The organism is Asanoa siamensis (assembly GCF_016862555.1).
In the GTDB taxonomy this organism is placed as follows: Bacteria; Actinomycetota; Actinomycetes; order Mycobacteriales; family Micromonosporaceae; genus Asanoa; species Asanoa siamensis.
On record NZ_BONE01000032.1, the window covers coordinates 39,082 to 56,752 of the forward strand.

Sequence of the window (17,671 nt, forward strand, 5' to 3'; positions counted from 1 at the left end):
GACGTAATCGAGACCTCACACCAGCGCCGTCGTTCGACGCTCCGCCGCGGCGGTCGTACCGTTTAATGCTTCTTCAGCGGCACGTCAACGGGGAGTTGGTGGATGACGCGGCGGATGGGGCTGGCCGCGTACGGACTGTGGATGGCCGTGCTGACGGTCGTCTACTACGTGGCCCCGCTGTCCTGGCGCTTCGGGCTCTGGACGGCGATCAGTGCGAGCGGAGTGCTGGCGATCCTGGCCGGCATCCGGCTCAACCGACCCCGGATGGCCGGGACCTGGCTGATCTTCCTCGTCGGGATGATCTTCTACGCCGCCTCCGACCTGTCGTTCAACCTCACCCTGCCCGGCGGCCCCGCCAGACCCCCGGTCACCCTCACCGACGACATCCTGCTGCTGATATCGCTGGCCCTGGTCGGGGTCGCGCTGGCCAAGTTCGGCCGCGCGGCGGAGCCGAAACCCGACCGGCCGGCGCTGATCGACGCGCTGGTGCTGGCGCTCGGCACGGGGCTGCTGGCCTGGGTGCTCACCATCGAGGCGCGGCTGGACAGACCCAACATCGGCGGGATCACGCTGTTCCTGCTGATCGCGTACCCGGTGGTGGACATCATCGTGCTGGGCCTCGTCGCCCGGCTGGCCACGGCCGTCCGCCTCACGCCGGCGATGGCGCTCCTGGGCCTGGGCGTGGTCGGCTACGTGATCGCCGACGCCCTGTTCCGGATCGGCCGGATCGACGACCTGTGGCTGGTGCGCACGCCGCTCGACCTCGGCTACATCGCCCTGTACGCGTTGTGGGGCGCGGCCGCGCTGACGCCCTCGATGAAGAGCATCACCGACCGGCGACCACCGCGCGAGCGCGAGACGACCGTGCTGCGCCTGGTGCTGCTGGGGCTCTCGTCGATGATCCCCCCGACGATCCTGCTCTACGAGACCCTCGCGTTCGGCACCGTCCGGCACGGCGAGGTGATCGCCGTCGCGTCGTTGGTGATGTTCCTGCTGGTGCTGGCCCGCCTGGTGAACCTCGCCCACCGCCTGCGCGAGCAGATCGGCCGCGAACGGGGCCTGCGCGCCGTGACGACGGCCCTGGTCGCCGCGAACGACGACGAGGGCATCGCCGACGCGCTCGACGCCGGGATCCGGGGTGTGCTGGCTCCGGGCACCGACTACCGCTTCGCGCTGTTCACCAAGGGCGCCGATCCCGACGCGACGGGCCGGCTGCGCGGCGTCCCCCGCGACGACCTGGCCCGGGACCGGCTCCGCCAGCTCCGCGAACCCACGCTGATGGCCAGCACCGAGCTGTCCCCGCTGGTCGCCGGCGCGCTCGGCGCCGGCCGCGGCACCGACGGTCAACCCACCGGGCCCCCGATGGCCCTGGCGCTCCCGCTGCGGGTGAGCGAGGACGACCAGAACGACAGCGCGATCGGGGCCATGATGGTCGCCGCCGCGGAACGCCCGTTGAACACCGCGCAGGACCGGCTGGCCGTGCTTGCCTCGCAGGCCGCGCTTGCCATCGACCGCGTGGCGCTCACCGAACAGCTACGCCGGCGGACCAGCGAGGAGTACTTCCGTGCACTGGTCCACAACGCCGCCGACGTCATCCTGATCGTCGACAGCGACGACCGGATCTCGTACGCCAGCCCGTCCGCGCGGGCGATGTTCGGTGAGGTCGACCTCGTCGGCACCGCGTTGCTGGACCACGGCGACCCGGCCGAACGAGACCGGGCCGAGCGGGTCTTCCACCGGATCCAGGCCCGCCCGGTCGGCAGCGTCGAGCCCGACAACTGGGGCACCACCGACTGGACGCTGCGCCGCCCGGACGGCACCGCCGTGCAGGTCGAGATCTCGGTGCGCGACCTGCGCGCCGACCCGACCGTGCGCGGGCTGGTCTTCACCCTGCGCGACGTGACCGACAAGCGCCGCCTGGAGCGCGAGCTCACCCACCGGGCCAACCACGACGCGCTGACCGGGCTGGCCAACCGGGCACTCTTCGCCGAGCGGATGCAGAAGGCGATCGAGGCGCGCCGCGGTGTGGTCGGGGTGCTCTTCATCGACCTGGACGACTTCAAGGTGGTCAACGACACCCTCGGTCACGCCAGCGGTGACCAGGTGCTCAAGGCGGTCGCCGGGCGGATCAGCGCCGCGCTGCGCCCGCACGACACCGCGGCCCGGCTCGGTGGCGACGAGTTCGCGGTGCTGATCGACGACGCCGGCGACACCGGCGACGTCGAGGACGCGGCCGACCGGATCACCCGGACGCTGCGCGAACCGTACTCCGTGGGCGGTGACCTGGTCAGTTGCTCGGCCAGCATCGGCATCGGCACCACCGCCGACGCGCAGGACGGCCCCGAGCTGCTGCGCCAGGCCGACCTGGCCCTCTACGTGGCCAAGGGCGCCGGCAAGGCCCAGTGGCGGCGCTACCAGCCCGAGCTGCACACGACGATCGTCGAGCGGCTGGAGATGCGGGCCGAGCTGGACCACGCGATCCACGACGGCGGGCTGACGCTGGAGTTCCAGCCGATCGTCAGCCTGACCGACGGGCACACCGCCGGCTTCGAGGCGCTGCTGCGCTGGAACCACCCGACCCGCGGCCGGCTGCTCCCCGACGCGTTCATCGACGTGGCCGAGGAGTCGGGGCTGGTCGTGCCGATGGGCGAGTGGGTGCTGAAGAAGGCCATCGCGGGCGCGGCGACGTGGCGCAAGGGCCAGCCCTACGGCGCGCCGTACGTGGCCGTCAACGTCTCGGCCCGGCAGTTCCGTACGCCCGGCTTCGTCCGCCTGGTCAAGCGGGAGCTCGCCGCCAGCGACCTGCCGCCCTCGTGCCTGATGCTGGAGATCACCGAGAGCCTGCTGCTCCGCGACGACGACCAGGTCTGGGACGACCTCGCCGAGGTGCGCCGGCTCGGCGTGCGGGTGGCGATCGACGACTTCGGCACGGGCTACTCGTCGCTGAGCTACCTGCGGCACGTGCCGCTGGACGTACTCAAGATCGACAGGCTGTTCACCGGGACGGTCACCACCTCGACGCAGCAGCGCGCACTCGTCGACGGCATCGTCCGGCTGGCACACACGCTCGGCCTCGAGGTGGTCGCCGAGGGCATCGAGACCACCGACGAACGCGACCTGCTGCGCCGCATCGGCTGCCCGTACGGCCAGGGCTTCCTGTTCTCGAGGCCCATGCCACTGCCCGACGCGCTGCGCTGGCTGCGCCGCGCGGAGCTCGCGGCCTAGAGGGTCTCCGCCCGGCCCGTCTCGCGGGAGCGTTCGGCGGCGGCGAGGATCGCGACCACCTCTCGTCCGAAGTGGACACCGAGCGGATGGGTCGTCCCGGCGATCTCGGCGATCAACACGTCGATGGCGGTGGTGAAGGCCTTCTGGACCCCGCCCGTGCCGTTGGGGACCGAGGTGACGCCGTGCTCGCCGTAGAACGTGACGTCGCGCAGCACCGCCGCGGGCGGCGCGTCGACCGAGAGCGTCATCGTGCTGACCGCGCCGGCGGTGTGCCGCAGCAGCAGGCTCGTGGTGGACCGCGGGCCCTCGACCGCCGACACCTCGGCGACCGGGCCGAGCACCGGCAACACCTGGGAGAGCGCGTGCGGGCCGACGTCCCACAGGCCGCCGTGCGCCCGCCGCCAGGGCGAGGCACCGTACGGGTTGCCGGGCACGAAGATCGACGCCAGGTGCGCGACCCGGCTGCCCTGCCAGCCGCCGGTCGCGGTGATCTCGCGGAGCGCGGTGGCGACGGTGTCGTCGAACCGCCCGGTGAAGAAGACGACGGAGGCGACCCCGGCCGCGTCGGCGGCGGCGACCACCCGGTCGGCGGCCTCGACGGTCAGGGCGACCGGCTTGTCGAGCAGCAGGTGCCGGCCGGCCTTGGCGGCCCGCTCGGCGATCTCGGCCTGCACGTCCGGCGGCAGGGCGAGGGCGATCGCGTCGACGTCGGCCAGCAGCGCGTCGACGTCGCTGTAGGCGCGGGCGCCGGACTCGCCGGCCAGGGCGGCCGCCTTCGCGGGGTCGCGCCCCCAGACACCGACGAGCTCGGCGTCGGGGTGGGCGACGATCGCGGGCGCCTGGGTGGCGGTGGCCCAGGGGCCGGTGCCGAAGAGGCCGAACCGGAGAGGCATGCGCCCAGTCTGCCCGATGGCCTGGGGCGTCACGCGGGCGAGTACGGTGTGTGACCGTGAACGGCACCCTCTCCGGCATAGTGATCGCGCTCTCGCTGCTCGTCGGCGCGTGGGCGCTGGTCGAGGCGCTGCGGGAGCGCGCGCCCGGCCGGGGCCAGCTGCTCGGCCTGGCCGTCGTCGAGGTCTCGCTGATCGTGCTGCTGATCGCGGCCGCGATCGCGGCGGCCGGCGGCGACCGCCCGGCGAGCGGGGTGACGTTCTTCGGCTACGTCGTCACGATCATCTGCCTGCCACCGCTCGGCTGGGTGCTGGCCAGGCTCGAACCCACCCGCTGGGGTTCGGTGATCGTGCTCGTGGTCTGTCTGACGGTTCCGGTGCTGGTGCTGCGCCTGCACCAGACGTGGCAGGTGGTGACAAGTGGCTGAGCGGACCGCGCCGCGCACGTTGGGCACGGGCCCCGGCCGGGCCCTGATCGCCGTGTACGGCATCTTCGCGCTCTCGGCCAGCGCCCGGGCGGCGGTGCAGATCGGCGCGAAGTTCTCCGAGGCGCCGCTGGCGTACCTGCTCTCCGCGTTCGCGGCGGCGGTCTACATCGTGGCCACGGTCGCGCTGGCCAAGGGCGGCGAGACCTGGCGCCGGGTGGCCCTGGTGAGCTGCTCGATCGAGCTGATCGGCGTGGTCACGGTCGGCCTGCTCAGCATCTTCGACGCGGGCGCCTTCCCGGACGACACGGTCTGGACGGACTTCGGCCGCGGCTACGGCTACGTGCCGCTCGTGCTCCCGGTGATCGGCCTGCTCTGGCTCCGCTACGCCGGCCGGGATCGCGCCGCGGCCTAGATCCCCGCCTGTGGCCCGCCCGCCACGTAGATGACCTGGCCGCTGACGAAGCTCGCGCCCTCGCTGGCCAGGAACGAGATCGTGTGGGCCACGTCCTCCGGCTGGCCGACCCGCCTGACCGCGATCTGCTCCGCGCCCGCCTTCTTCATCGTCTCGAAGTCGATGCCCATCCGGGCGGCCGTCGCGGCGGTCATGTCGGTGACGATGAAGCCCGGCGCCACCGCGTTGGCCGTCACGTTGTAGCGGCCCAACTCGATCGCCAGCGTCTTGGTGAAGCCCTGCATGCCCGCCTTGGCCGCCGAGTAGTTGACCTGGCCCCGGTTGCCCAGCGCCGACGTGCTCGACAGGTTGACGATCCGGCCCCACTTCGCGGCCACCATGTGTGCCTGGACCGCCCGCGTGACCAGGAACGCGCCGCGCAGGTGGACGCCGAGGACCGTGTCCCAGTCGTCGTCGGTCATCTTGAAGATCAGGTTGTCGCGCAGCACGCCGGCGTTGTTGACCAGGACCGTCGGCGGGCCCAGCTCGCTCTCGACCCGGGCCACCGCCGTCTCGACCTGCTCGCGGTCGGCCACGTCGGCGCCGATGCCGACCGCGGTGCCGCCCGCGCCGGTGATCGCGTCCACAGTGGATTTGATCGCGGTCTCGTCGAGGTCGAGCACCGCGACCGCGAGCCCGTCGGCGGCCAGCCGCCGTGCCGTGGCCGCGCCGATCCCGCGCGCCGCACCGGTGACCAGGGCAACCCGTCGCTCCGCCAATGCCATCGACCTCCCTCGTGGTTACCGGAGGGTAGCAGCTATCCGGCGGGGTTGCGGTTGAGGCGGATCCAGCGGTAGCCGTAGCCCGCCACCTTCAGCGCCGTCAGGTCGCCGACCTCGTCGTAGCGCTGGTCGGCCAGCACGTCGTTGGGCTGGTCGGCCTCGGCCGCGAGTTTGCCGAGGTCGACGGTCGCCGCCTTCCGGCCGAGGTTGTGCACGAAGAGCATGCAGCCGGTCGGGCCGTCGGCCCGGTGCGCCAGCACGCCGGCGGGCACGGGCACGTCGACGTGCGTGCACGAGCCGGCGCCGACCTCGGGGGCCTCCCGCAGCGTGCGGATCATGCGCTCGAACCAGGACAGCAGCGAGTCCGGGTCGTGCCGCTGGGCGGTGACGTTGACGGTCTCGTACCCGAACTCCCCGCCGGTGACGACCGGCCTGATGAGCTTCTCCGGGTCGGCGGTGGAGAAGCCGCCGTTGGGCAACGTCGACCACTGCATCGGCGTACGGATCGCGAAGCGGCCCTTGAGCGAGAGGTCCTCCCCCATGCCGATCTCCTCGCCGTAGCGCAGCACCGGGGTGCCGCGCAGCGAGAACTGCAGCGCGTAGGCCAGTTCCAGGCGCCGGCGGTCGTTGCCGAGCATGGGTGCGAGCCGGCGCCGGATGCCCCGGTCGTAGAGGCGCATGTTCTCGTCCGGCCCGAACTTCTCGTACACCTCGGCCCGTTGCTCGGCGGTGAGCCGCGACAGGTCGATCTCGTCGTGGTTGCGCAGGAAGGTCGCCCACTGCCCGCCCGGCGGCAGTTTCGGGGTGTCCCGCAGCGCGTCGACAAGCTGCTCCGGGTCCTCGCGGGCGAGGGCGAGCACCAGCCGGCCGTTGAGCATGAAGTCGAAGAGCGTGTGGACCCGGCTGTTGGCCTTCGCCTCGCCCCCGTCGCCGAAGTAGTTGACGAGCTGCGCCGGCTCGACGTTGGCCTCGGCGAGCAGCACCGCATCGCCGCGCCGCCACTGGGCGTGCTGCCGCAGCTCGTCGAGGAAGGCGAAGTCCTTGGGCGAGTCGGGGTTCCCCGGCTCGGTCAGCTCGATGATGAACGGCAGCGCGTCGATCCGGAACCCGGCGACGCCGAGTTGGAGCCAGAAGGAGACGACCCGCTTGACCTCCTCGCGGACCTTGGGGTTGGCGAAGTTCAGATCGGGCTGGAACTTGTAGAAGCGGTGGTAGTACCAGGCTTTCGCGGTGCGGTCGTAGCTCCAGGTCTCGTCCTGCTCGCCCGGGAACACCATGCCCTGGGTGCGGTCCGCGGGGGCGGTGTCACTCCAGACATACCAGTCGCGGTACGGCGAGTCCGGGTCCGACCGCGCCTGCTGGAACCACGGATGCTCGTCGGAGGTGTGGTTGACGACGAGGTCGATGATCACCCGGATGCCGCGGTCCTCGGCCTGGTGCAGCAGCTCGGCGAAGTCACCGAGCGTGCCGATCCGGGGGTCGATCCCGTAGAAGTCCGTGGCGTCGTACCCGTCGTCGTGGCCGGGCGTGGGGTGGATCGGGTGGAGCCAGAGGCAGGTCACGCCGAGCCTGGCGAGGTAGTCGAGCCGCCCGATCAGCCCGCGCAGGTCGCCGACACCGTCACCGTCGGAGTCCTGGAACGTGTCGACGTCGACGCAGTAGACGACAGCCTTCTGGTACCACCGGTCACCCATACGTTGATGTGTTAACCCCACGCGGGCAGGGCCAAACACTTCTCCTCAGGTACGTTCGCCGCGTGCGGTATCTGCTCGTGCCCGGGCGGGGCATCCCGCTGGCGGGCCACTGGATGCGCGTGTTCGCGGCCCGGCCGGGCTTCTCCTGGGCACCGGAGCCGCCGGGCCCGCCCTACGTGGCGGCGGAACGGGTGGCGGCGCTGCGGTCGGCGGTGGAGGCAGCCGACACCCCGGCGCTGCTGGTGGCGCACAGCGCGGGCTGCCTGACGGTGGCGCTCTGGGCGGCGGAGCACGAGACGGGCCTGGTGCGCGGCGCGTTCCTGGCCACGCCGCCGGACGTCCCTCCTGAGTGGAGGCTTCACCCGCACCGCCCGCTGATCGCGCGGCGTCGGCTCGCCACGGCGATGCCGTGCACGAGCCGGGCCAGGTCCGCCGCCCCCTCGGGGTCGTCGGCGCGGCGCACGGTCGTGAGGATCGGCCTGACCTCGTCGAGCTCGACCCCTTCGCGCCGCAGCACGAACAGCAGCGTCAGCGCGGCGAGACGGGCGTTGCCGTCGTCGTACGGGTGGAAGAAGGCGACGTCGAGGTAGGCGCGGGCCGCGCGGGCGGTCACCGGTATCTCCCGGTCGGCCGACTCGGCCAGGCATACGGCCAAGCGGTGCGCGGTGTCGGCATGCAGGCCGTACCGTTCGCGGCCGTTCTTCGCGTGTGCCGGTGCCCGGCGGAAGTCCGCGACCGGGACGCCGCGGATGGTGCGGTTCCAGCGGGCCAGCAGGTCGACGGTCAGGTCGGCGCCCGCGGCGGCCTCGTGGCGCACGTCCTCGTACGCGGCCAGCCATCGCCGCACCCGTCGCGGATCAGGTGTGGTGCCGGCGAACGCCACGAAACCGTCGCGCAGCGCCGACAACACCGGCGCGGGCGGGTGCGGGACGACGTCCCGCCAGCCGACGACTTCCCGCACTGCCTGCCAGACCGACAGATGGTCATCCACCGGCCACCCGCCGGGCCACGTCCTCGGCCACGGACTCCACGACCTCGCGCGGTGGTTCGACCCAGCTGTGAAAGCGGCCGCCGATCGCGTGGTCGAGCAGCTCTTCGTGACGCGCGGGGTCGACGCCGGCCGCCTCGAGGAACCAGCGTAGGACGGTTTCGCAGCAGCCGTACCAGGCGGACTCATACTGCGTGCGGTCGCCGACCGCGGTCACCAGGTGGGCGACCGCGCGCTCCCAGCCGTCCAGGTTCTCGACAGGCAGGAACCGGTCGAAGCGCTCCGCCAGGTCATCGAGCCAGTCGCGCCACTCGACGAGGGCCGCGTGGATCGCGTCGGCGGTCGCCTCCGGCGTGGTGACCGAGTGCCGGAAGCAGCACCAGGCGCCGACCGGGCCGCCGTCGAGGTCGCCTTCGCCGACCGACCAGCGCCAGCCCACCGCCCAACTCCCGTAGCGGTCGATCAGCCCGGCCGAGATGCTGTCGAGCCACAGGTCCTTGATACGCCAGTCGGCTTCCTGCGCCGGAATCTCCTGCGCCGACAACACCGCGCGCACCACGGCCGGCACGGTTTCCGGATCCAAGGACGCGTCGGTCTCCGCCCATGTCAGCCGATACGGGCTGGGCCCCGTGCGGTCCCACCGATCGATGTGGACGGCGATCCGGTCAGGACCTTGGACGACCCGCCAGGCGGGCGGCGCGCCGTCACCCGCGGGGGCTCCCGCGGAGAACCGGCCCCGGGCGTCGGTGGCGATCTCGACCAGCAGCTCGTGCCATGCCACCACGTCCGCCGCGAGGCGCGCCAGCGTCTCCTCCGGCGTCGTCACGAGGCGGGCTGCCGAACGCCAGACCGGAACGACACCGCGGCCCCGGTAGTCCTCCATCGCGATGGTGTACGGCCAACCCACCACCCAGTCGCCCAGGCGGTCGATAAGCGCTTCCGTCATCCGGTCGAACCAGAAGCTGACGAGCCGCCAGTCGGCGTCCGCCGGCGGGACATCGGCGGCGGGTGGCAGCCCGCGCACCAGTTCCGCGACACCGGCCGGATCGAAAGCCGGCCGCGCGGCGGGATCGACGTCCTGCCAGGAGAGCCGCCAGTGATCCGGCAGATCCACGCGATCGACAGCCACGGTCACCCTTCCGCCGAGCAGCCGCTCAGCGTAGTCCCATCCTTCGAGGACTGTTCATTCGGCGGCCGCGACGTCGATCACCGCTCGTCTGGCGCGCCACGCCGTCAGGCGGTGGATGAAGTCCGCCGTCGCGGTCGGGCCGTCCGGGTGGGTCACGACGTTTCGGCGTGTGCCGTCGAACCAGCCGACCTCCGTCCCTTCCAGGTACGCGCTCGGCGTCCCGCGTTGGTCCGCGCTCCAGGTCTCCCACCGCTCGACCAGCGCCGGGCTCTCGCGGAGACTGCGCGCCAGCGCGTCCTCGAACTCCGGATCGGCGAAGTAGCCGTCGGCCAGCGTCAGCAGGAGCGGGAACGACGGCTGCGACCGGTGGTCGACGATCGAGGCGACGGCCGCCGCGGCGCTTTCGTCCACCGCCCGCGGCAGCGCGAACGGATCGTCCGGGAGGAAACAGCCGTAGTCCTGCAACGGCCGTGCATCGTCGTCGACCACCACCTGCCGCAGCCGACCGGCCGGCGACAGTCCGTCGGGCCGGTCCGTCACCCGGATGCCGGGCAGCGGCCCGCCGACGCCGATCACCTCGCTGTCCCGGACGTCCGCGGCCAGATCGCCGTCCCGGTCGAGCAGCGCGTGCACGGCGTCGTAGACGTCAGACACGTCCGGCGCCGCCTGTCGTGCCGCCGCCAGGAACCGGTCCGGGTCGACGACCACGACGTCGCGGCGCGATCGGATGCTGATCGTCATGCCCGCTCTCGGCACCACGGCGTCGGTCATGCCCGGCAGGTTAGCCCGGACCGGCGAGACCTCCTAGGCGTCGACCACCTCGCGCCGCGACAGCCACGCGGCCAGCCGCCGGATGAGGTCCGCGACCGCGGCCGCGCGGTCGGGGTGGACCCGGATGTTGCGCCGCGCCCCGTCGAACCAGCCGACCTCGGTCCCGTCGAGATAGGCGCTCGGCGCCCAGCGCTTCTCGGCACTCCAGATCTCCCACGACCGGACCACCGCGGGATTCTCGCGCAGGCTCCGCGCGAGCGCGTCCTGAAAACCCGGATCAGCGAAATAACGGTCGGCCAACTTCAGCAGGAGTACGAACGCCGGCTGCGACCGGTACTCGACGATCGACGCGACCCGCGCCGGCGACGCCGCGACCGCGCCGAAGTCCTGCAACGGCCGCGGGTCGTCGTACACCGCCTGGAGAACGTCCGGGTTGACGACGTCCCGGCGCGTGCTGATGCTGATCGTCATGCCCGCGAGGCTAAACCGGCGGCAGCACCGGTGACTTGGGTCCGAAGACCCTGTTGTTCCATCAGTCGTCCACGCCGTCGACGACGCGGATGTCGCGGGCCGCGCCGTCGCCCAGTGCCGCGAGTGCCTCCTGGTACGCGGCGCTGCGGTACGCCGCCACCGCGGCGTCGGCGTCGGCGAACCGGATGACGACGGTGCGCAACGCCGACGCGCCTTCCAGCACGTGCACCGGGTTGCCGCGGGCGAGGAAGACGCCACCCGCCGCGCGGATCGCGGGGCCGGCCAACTCCACGTACGCGGCCAGCTTGGCCTCGTCGTGGATGGCGGTGAACGTGTTGATCCAGTAGGCGACCATGCCCCATGATGTCGCCTGATCGCCTTGTGTGTCGCGCCCGGGGTTGATTCGCTGGCGGCCGTGACCGCACTTCGCACGCCACGCCTGCTCCTGCACGCCATCGACACCGCCGAGGGTGAGCGCATCGCCGGGCGGCGCGCCGGCGCCGGCGACGCGTGGGCCGACGACTTCCCGTTCGACGGCGACGTCATCGGTGTCACGGCCTTCCTGCGCACGACGGCCGTGCACGGCGACCAGCGACCGTTCGGGCATTACCGGATCACCCGCGCCGCCGACGGCAAGGCGATCGGTGGCATCGGCTTCAAGGGCCGGCCGTCCGACGGCTGCGTCGAGGTCGGCTACGGGCTGTCGCCGTCGGCCCGTGGCAACGGGTACGCGGCCGAGGCGCTCACCGCCCTGCTGAGCCTTGCCGCCGCGCACGGGCTGTCCCGGGTGGTCGCCGACACCACCGCCGACAACGTCGCGTCCCAGCGCACCCTGGAACGGGCCGGGTTCCACCGCACGGGCGTCGACGGCGACCTCCACCTCTACGAGATCCGCCTGGCACCTGAGGTCGCGTCGGCACCAGGGGTCGCACCCGCAACGTGACGGCGGCAACGGATCGGCCGAACCGCCGAAGGCCGGCACCGCCGCCCGTAGCGTCGGAAACAACTGACCGACGCACGCGCATGGGGGACTCATGACCACCGGGCACGTCTCTACCAAGGACAACAACGAGATCTTCTTCAAGGACTGGGGCAACAGCAACGGGCAGCCGGTCGTGTTCAGCCACGGCTGGCCGCTGACCGCCGACGCGTGGGACGACGCGATGATGCACGTCGCCGAGAACGGCTTCCGGGGCATCGCCCACGACCGCCGTGGTGGCGGGCGATCCAGCCAGCCGTGGGAGGGCAACGACCTCGACGCGTACGCGGACGACCTGGCCGCCGTGATCGACTCGCTGGACCCAAACGACGTCGTGCTCGTGGGGCACTCGACCGGCGGCGGCGAGATCACGCGGTACGTCGGCCGGCACGGCACCTCGCGGGTCGCCAAGATGATGCTCGTCAGCGCGATCCCGCCCGTGATGATCAAATCGTCGAAGAACCCCGACGGAACCCCGAAGGAGGCCTTCGACCAGCTCCGCGACGGGCTCTCGGCCGACCGCTCACAGTTCTACGAGGATCTGGCCGACCCGTTCTACGGCGCGAACCGCACGGGCTCCCACGTCTCGCAGGGGCTCAAGGACCAGTTCTGGCAGCAGTCGATGACCTGCGGGCTCAAGGGCGCGTACGACTGCATCCAGGCCTTCTCCGAGACCGACCTGACGATGGACCTCGAGGTGATCGACGTGCCGACGATGTTCATCCACGGTGACGACGACCAGATCGTGCCGATCGACGACGCGTCCCGCAAGGCCGTCGAGATCGTCGACAACGCCGAGCTCAAGGTCTACCCGGGCGCACCGCACGGGCTGACCAGCACGCTGAAGGACGAGTTCCACACCGACCTGATGAACTTCTTGCGGTCCTAGCGGAACACGCCGATCTTCTTCGCCGTGTAGCCGGGGAAGATCTTCTTCCAGTCCTTCACGCCCATCCGGGCGCCGAGCAACTCGGTCATCACGTCGCGGTAGTCGTTGGCCCCGGCCAGGTCGCCCTGGTCCAGCGAGCCGGCCGACAGGCCGGGCCAGCGGCCGTGCACCCGGCCGCCGTTCATGCCGCCGCCGAGCAGCAGCATGAGGCCGCCGTGGCCGTGGTCGGTGCCCGAGTTGCCGTTGGCCTCGACCCGGCGGCCGAACTCGCTCATCGTCACGATCGACGTGTCGTCGAGGGCCGGGCCGAGGTCGGTGGCGAACGCGCCGAGGGCGCCGGCGAGCTCGTTGAGGCGGTTGCGCATGTCGCCGCCGTCCGGCCCGCCGATGTTGGTGTGCATGTCCCAGCCGCCGATGTCGACGGCCGCGACCCGCAGGCCGACCTTCGCGCGGATCAGCCGGGCCACGTCCTTGAGCTGGTCGGCGAAGCCGCCGCCCGGCCACTGCGCCGTGCCCTGGTAGTCGGACTGCGCGATCTTCCGGGCGGTCGAGATGGACTTGAGCGTCTCGGCTGCCTGGCTGCCCAGCGGGTGGTCGCCCACGCCCGTGTAGAGCGCCTTGAGCGCCGTCAGCGTCTTCTCCCGCATGCCGCCGCCGGAGCGCAGGTCGAAGTCGCGGATGCCCTGCAGCACCAGCTTGCTCTGGCCGCCGACCAGCGACCGGGGCAGCGCCGAGCCCTCGGCGACCGCGCGGAACGTCGTGCCCGGGCCGAGCTGTTCGAGCACCCGGTCGAGGAATCCGGTGTGGACGGCCGTAGACGCGGCGCCCCGCTCCAGGCAGTCCTGCGCCTGGAAGTGCGAGCGACTGGCGTCCGGCGACGCGACCGCGTGCACCGCGGCCATCTTGCCGGCCTCCCAGAATGGCGCGAGCGGCGCGAGTCCAGGATGGAGCCCGAACCGGTCGTCGCCGGCGAGCAGCGCACCGGGCTGGATCGCGATGCCGCGGCGGGCGTTCAGATAGTTGCGGTCCCCGCGGGGAACGACCACCGACAGCCCGTCCATGCCGCCCCGCAGGAAGACCACGACCAGCGTGCGCGTGGTGGTCGACGGTGCGCCGAACGCGACCCGGGTGGTGACGACCTGGTTGGCCAGGCTGGCCACGCCGACCGCGCCCGCACCGGCGAGCACCCGGCGCCGGGTGAAGCCCTTGCGCCACTGGTCGCGCTGCGCCTGCAGGTCGGCGGCGACCGCCTCGGCCTGCACCCGGATCGCCGCCTCGGGCAGGTTCGGCCCGTGCCGGGCGAGGTCCGCCAGTGGTCCGTTGTCGACAGTCATGAGATCACCGCAGTGCGTGGTAGATGGAGTCGAGCAGCAGCGGCGCGACGTATTCCAGCTTGCCGCCCAGGCTGCCGTTGCGCACCGCGGTGCTGTCCTTGGCACTCAGGAACGACAGCAGCGCCTTGCGGTGCGGCTCGGCGACCTTCTGGAACACCAGCCGGTCCGCGAGGCTGTCCAGGTACGGGCCCGTGGTGCCGGGCCGCTTACCGACCAGACCCTCGACCTTCGGGTACGACAAACCGCGCTCGTAGCCGCCGATCAGGGCCCGGTGCGCGTTCCACAGGGCGAGCGTGGCGTGCGCCGACCGCCAGGCCGCCGCGACGTCCGGGTAGCCGTTCGGCGGCACCCAGGCCAGCGGCGCGTTGCCGAACCTCTGCGTCATGAAGTAGAGGCCCTCGACGCCGGCGCGCGTGTCGGAACCCGGTGCCACGCCCAGCGCGCGGGCGGTCGCGACGAAGTTCTCCAGCGGCCGGCGGGTCTTCATGCCCGTCGCGATCCAGAACTCCTGCGAGCGGAAGAGCACCCGCAGCACCGGCGCGATCGCCGTACCGTGCTCGAGGTAGGTGTCCGCGAGCCGTTGCACGAGCCCGTTCGGCGGCGCGTCGCAGACGAACCGCACGGCGAGCTTGCGCGCGATGTTCTTCGCCGTCGCGGGGTGGGTGGCCAGATAGGACAGATATTTCTCACCGACGTCGAGCCCCTTCGAGCGCGACCCGTTCTTGTCCTTGAAGCCCAGCACCTTGACCGGATCGATCCAGTGCCGGTTGGCCTCGTAGCGGAACTCGCCCTCGTTGCTCACGGTCCGGCCCGTCAGGATGTACGCGCTGTTGCGCACGTCCTTCTCGACGTACCCGCCGTCGATCCCGACGGTGTGCAGCTCCAGCAGCTCGCGCCCGTAGTTCTCGTTGACCGACCGCCGGTCCGACGCCGCGTTGTCGAGGTAGCGCAACATGGCCGGGTGCCGGGCGCTGGCCTTGAGCATGTCGACGAACTTGCCGAGCGCGTGCTTGCGGATCACGTCGTTGTCGTACGAGGTCCGCACGTCCCACCCGCCGTCGAACGGGTTGGTCACGTTGAGGTGGTTCGACCAGAAGTCGACCATCACCTCGAAGAGCTGGCGGTTGCTCCACATCTGCCGGGCGATGGTCGCCTGACCGAGCTCGTACTGCGCCTGCCAGTCGCCGTCCTTGACCGTGCGCCGGATCTGCGCGGTGCTCATCGCGACGGTCGGGAACGCGGCGAGCGCCCTGGTGGCCACCGGGTCGTCGACCTTGCCGGGGTTGAGCTGCTGCTCCAGCCACTCGTCGACGCCCAGCTTGCCGGCCGCGTCGACGAGCGTCCGGGACGGCCCGAATGTCGTACGCCGCAGCATGTGCAGGATCGGGTCCCGGCTGAGCAGGTTGGGGTTGGTCGGCGTGGCCTTCGCGGCGGCCGCGGCGGCGGCGCCCGCGCTGTCCATCAGGCCCGCGGCACCGAGGTTGATCGAGTCACCGAGCGACTGCGTGTAGCTCGCGTCCCGGTCAGCGAACGCACCCGCGTCCCGCGGCGACCGGGTCGAGGTGGCGGAGTCCGCGAGCGCGGCCGCGATGCCGTCGCCGCCACCGAGCACGGCGACCGCCGACCCGACCGCACCGGTGGCCACCACCGCGGCACCGGCGCCCATGAGCACCTGCCGGCGGTTGCGGACCAGCTTGAGCAGCGTCGGCTCGCTCGCCCGGGCCAGCCGCGCGACCGTGGGCACCTGCGGGTCCGGTGCCCGGTGCCGAGACGCGGCACGCCGTCGCTCCATCCCCCCACCCCAGTTCTACGGATCGATCCAGGCCGGACCATAGATGCACGCACCCGCGCCGCTCAATGCGGGCGGTGGTTTGTTAAGCCGCCCCTAAACCTTCGGGCGGCCTTTCGGGTCGCCGCAGAGGGGCGTTTCAGCTGGCCGGAGCGTATGGAGGCCGGCCATCTACGGGGACGCGCGTCAAGAGTCGGGTGCGAGCGTCGCGACGTAGCCCGGAATGACGACCGTGACCGGCCCCGCCGCGGGCTGTCGTACACGTCGTCGTGGATCTGCGCCTCCCCCGGGCCGCGCCGCCGCCACGCCGGGTGGCAGTGGCGGCGGCGGGTCGTTTCGGGTGGTCAGCCGAACTGGGCCGTGATGCGGGTGAACTCCCAGTCGGGTTGGGCGATGCTGGAGCAGTCGGAGCTGAGCGGGCCCCCCGGGCAGCCGCGGTCGCGGTTGACCGACCAGAACGCCAGGCGGGCCAGGCCGCGGGACTCCGCCCAGTCGCGGATCGACGTCCACTGCGCGACCGTCGTGATCTCGTTCTGGTCGGAGCGGCCGTTCATGCCCGAGATGCCCATGTGCTGGTAGGCGACCGCGTCCGTCCAGCCGAACGCCGTCTTCAGCGCGTTCTTCAAGCCCTCCGCGGCGCTCACCGTCGACGCGTACATGTCGGCGCCGCCGCCGAAGTTGAACGGCATGATGGTCCAGACGTCCACATTGGCCTGCAGCGCGGCGCCCTGGTTGATCAGGCGGGTGCCCCACCACGACGGGCCGCTGGTGGCCGTCGGGATCGTCACGATCGTCCTCAGGCCCGGGTTGTTCTGCTTGAGGATCTTCAAGGCCCCGAGGATCCGGTCCTGGACGACCTCGCTCTCGAACTCGTCGGTGTTCTCCACGTCGAGGTCGATGGCCTTGAGGTTGTACGCGCTGATCACCTGCTGCAGCGCGCCGGCCAGGGCCGCGGCCGAGGAGCAGTTCGGGCCCAGCTTGTTGCCGCTCCAGCCACCGACCGACGGGATGATGTCGCCGCCGGCGGCCCGGATCGCCGCGATCTGCTGGGCGTCGCCCGCGCTGGTGATCGGCCGGTTGCCGTCCCACGCCGGGACGCAGCCGCCGCCCGACAGGACGAACGCCTTGGTGAACCACTTGATGCCGGTCGCCGACATCACCGTGTTGACGTTCGGGACGTTGCCCCAGGAATAGATGTACGGGGCCGCGACCTGAGCGCCCGTGCCGGGGTTCGTGCAGCCCGTCGTCGTGCCCGAGACCGCGGCGGAGCGCGCCGACTCGCCCTGGGCGTTGTACGCGGCCACCGTGTACGACCGCGAGGTGCACGCCGGCAGCCCGCCGATCGTCGCGGACGTCCCGGTGACGGTCGCCCGCACGGTCGTACCCTCGTAGACCCGGTAGCCCGTCGCACCCGAGGAAGCGTTCCAGGCCACCGCGATGGACGTGCCGGTCGTGCCGGTGACCCGCACGTTGCCCGGCGTCGCGGGCGCGCCCGGGTTGGTCGGCGGCCCGCCCGCACAGGACGAGCCGTTGACCGTGCAGTTCGTCGGATCGCCCGCCCCGGCCGCCACGAAGCCGAAGCTCGCCGTCGCGTTCGGGCCGAGCGTCCCGTTCCAGGACTTGTTGCGAAAGCTGAACTGCTGCCCGTTGCGGGTCAGGTCGGCGTCCCAGTAGGACCCGATCGACGTGCCGGCCGGCAGGTCGAAGACGACGGTCCACGACGTGATCGTCGACGACGTGTTGTTGGTGACGGTGAACCGGGCCTCGTAGCCGCTGCCCCAACTCGCGGTGCGGACGAAGGCGGCGGTGGCCGCGGAGGCGGCCGGTGCGACCGCCACGCCGAGCACCAGGGCCGCGACCGCCAGCCCGGCGGTGACCGTCACCCTCCGGAACAGTCTCATGTGGATTCTC

Annotated in this window: 16 protein-coding genes and 1 pseudogene; 6 read left to right on the plus strand and 11 right to left on the minus strand. The window is 71.9% G+C overall.

Annotated elements, in window-relative coordinates:
• The first annotated feature begins 102 nt into the window (after positions 1-102).
• Complete coding sequence (locus Asi02nite_RS20280; protein WP_203715174.1) at positions 103-3,225, plus strand: EAL domain-containing protein; 3,123 nt, start codon at positions 103-105, stop codon at positions 3,223-3,225.
• Here the strand turns inward: Asi02nite_RS20280 and Asi02nite_RS20285 are convergent.
• Positions 3,222-4,118 carry a Gfo/Idh/MocA family protein gene (locus tag Asi02nite_RS20285; RefSeq protein ID WP_203715176.1) on the minus strand — a complete coding sequence of 299 codons (897 nt, stop codon included), beginning with the start codon at positions 4,116-4,118 and terminating at the stop codon, positions 3,222-3,224. The genes Asi02nite_RS20280 and Asi02nite_RS20285 overlap by 4 nt on opposite strands.
• Positions 4,119-4,174: 56 nt before the next feature.
• Between Asi02nite_RS20285 and Asi02nite_RS20290 the strand changes: the two genes are divergently transcribed.
• Both Asi02nite_RS20290 and Asi02nite_RS20295 read left to right on the plus strand, forming a co-directional pair.
• On the plus strand, positions 4,175-4,543 hold the full coding sequence (locus Asi02nite_RS20290; RefSeq protein WP_373312291.1) for a hypothetical protein: 369 nt from the start codon (positions 4,175-4,177) through the stop codon (positions 4,541-4,543).
• On the plus strand, positions 4,536-4,955 hold the full coding sequence (locus Asi02nite_RS20295) for a hypothetical protein (RefSeq protein WP_203715180.1): 420 nt from the start codon (positions 4,536-4,538) through the stop codon (positions 4,953-4,955). The genes Asi02nite_RS20290 and Asi02nite_RS20295 overlap by 8 nt, the downstream gene beginning before the upstream one ends.
• Here Asi02nite_RS20295 and fabG read toward each other — a convergent pair.
• Together fabG and Asi02nite_RS20305 are read right to left on the minus strand one after the other, a co-directional pair.
• Positions 4,952-5,713 carry a 3-oxoacyl-ACP reductase FabG gene (gene fabG, locus Asi02nite_RS20300; RefSeq protein WP_239126850.1) on the minus strand — a complete coding sequence of 254 codons (762 nt, stop codon included), beginning with the start codon at positions 5,711-5,713 and terminating at the stop codon, positions 4,952-4,954. The two genes, Asi02nite_RS20295 and fabG, sit on opposite strands and share 4 nt — an antisense overlap.
• Before the next feature lie 38 nt (positions 5,714-5,751).
• Positions 5,752-7,410 carry an alpha-amylase family protein gene (locus tag Asi02nite_RS20305; protein ID WP_203715184.1) on the minus strand — a complete coding sequence of 553 codons (1,659 nt, stop codon included), beginning with the start codon at positions 7,408-7,410 and terminating at the stop codon, positions 5,752-5,754.
• Between the two features lie 77 nt (positions 7,411-7,487).
• On the opposite strand from Asi02nite_RS20305, the pseudogene Asi02nite_RS42775 reads away from it, so the two are divergent.
• A pseudogene (locus tag Asi02nite_RS42775) lies at positions 7,488-7,745 on the plus strand (alpha/beta hydrolase); the annotation flags it as partial.
• A 23-nt stretch (positions 7,746-7,768) separates the two neighbouring features.
• On the opposite strand, the gene Asi02nite_RS20310 reads toward Asi02nite_RS42775, so the two are convergent.
• The 5 genes from Asi02nite_RS20310 to Asi02nite_RS20330 form a co-directional block, all read right to left on the minus strand.
• Positions 7,769-8,401, minus strand: a complete 633-nt coding sequence (locus Asi02nite_RS20310; RefSeq protein ID WP_203715186.1) for a Fic family protein — start codon at positions 8,399-8,401, stop codon at positions 7,769-7,771.
• Positions 8,394-9,512, minus strand: a complete 1,119-nt coding sequence (locus tag Asi02nite_RS20315) for a hypothetical protein (RefSeq protein WP_203715188.1) — start codon at positions 9,510-9,512, stop codon at positions 8,394-8,396. Before Asi02nite_RS20315 ends, Asi02nite_RS20310 begins: the two co-directional genes overlap by 8 nt.
• A 69-nt stretch (positions 9,513-9,581) precedes the next feature.
• Entirely contained in the window at positions 9,582-10,298 is a 717-nt protein-coding gene (locus Asi02nite_RS20320; protein WP_203715190.1) for a hypothetical protein, read from the minus strand.
• 33 nt (positions 10,299-10,331) lie between these two features.
• On the minus strand, positions 10,332-10,769 hold the full coding sequence (locus Asi02nite_RS20325; RefSeq protein ID WP_203715191.1) for a hypothetical protein: 438 nt from the start codon (positions 10,767-10,769) through the stop codon (positions 10,332-10,334).
• A gap of 61 nt (positions 10,770-10,830) precedes the next feature.
• Entirely contained in the window at positions 10,831-11,124 is a 294-nt protein-coding gene (locus tag Asi02nite_RS20330) for a DUF1330 domain-containing protein (protein WP_203715192.1), read from the minus strand.
• A 60-nt stretch (positions 11,125-11,184) separates the two neighbouring features.
• Between Asi02nite_RS20330 and Asi02nite_RS20335 the strand changes: the two genes are divergently transcribed.
• Together Asi02nite_RS20335 and Asi02nite_RS20340 are read left to right on the plus strand one after the other, a co-directional pair.
• Entirely contained in the window at positions 11,185-11,712 is a 528-nt protein-coding gene (locus Asi02nite_RS20335; protein WP_203715193.1) for a GNAT family N-acetyltransferase, read from the plus strand.
• 91 nt (positions 11,713-11,803) lie between these two features.
• Positions 11,804-12,637 (plus strand): alpha/beta fold hydrolase, encoded by an 834-nt coding sequence (locus Asi02nite_RS20340; RefSeq protein WP_203715194.1) that lies wholly within the window; start codon positions 11,804-11,806, stop codon positions 12,635-12,637.
• Here Asi02nite_RS20340 and Asi02nite_RS20345 read toward each other — a convergent pair.
• The 3 genes from Asi02nite_RS20345 to Asi02nite_RS20355 form a co-directional block, all read right to left on the minus strand.
• Complete coding sequence (locus Asi02nite_RS20345; protein ID WP_203715195.1) at positions 12,634-13,971, minus strand: DUF1501 domain-containing protein; 1,338 nt, start codon at positions 13,969-13,971, stop codon at positions 12,634-12,636. The two genes, Asi02nite_RS20340 and Asi02nite_RS20345, sit on opposite strands and share 4 nt — an antisense overlap.
• Positions 13,972-13,975: 4 nt before the next feature.
• Positions 13,976-15,763: a DUF1800 domain-containing protein gene (locus Asi02nite_RS20350; protein ID WP_203715196.1), complete on the minus strand. Its 1,788-nt coding sequence runs from the start codon at positions 15,761-15,763 to the stop codon at positions 13,976-13,978.
• A gap of 341 nt (positions 15,764-16,104) precedes the next feature.
• Positions 16,105-17,661: a cellulose binding domain-containing protein gene (locus Asi02nite_RS20355; protein ID WP_203715197.1), complete on the minus strand. Its 1,557-nt coding sequence runs from the start codon at positions 17,659-17,661 to the stop codon at positions 16,105-16,107.
• Positions 17,662-17,671 lie beyond the last annotated feature (10 nt).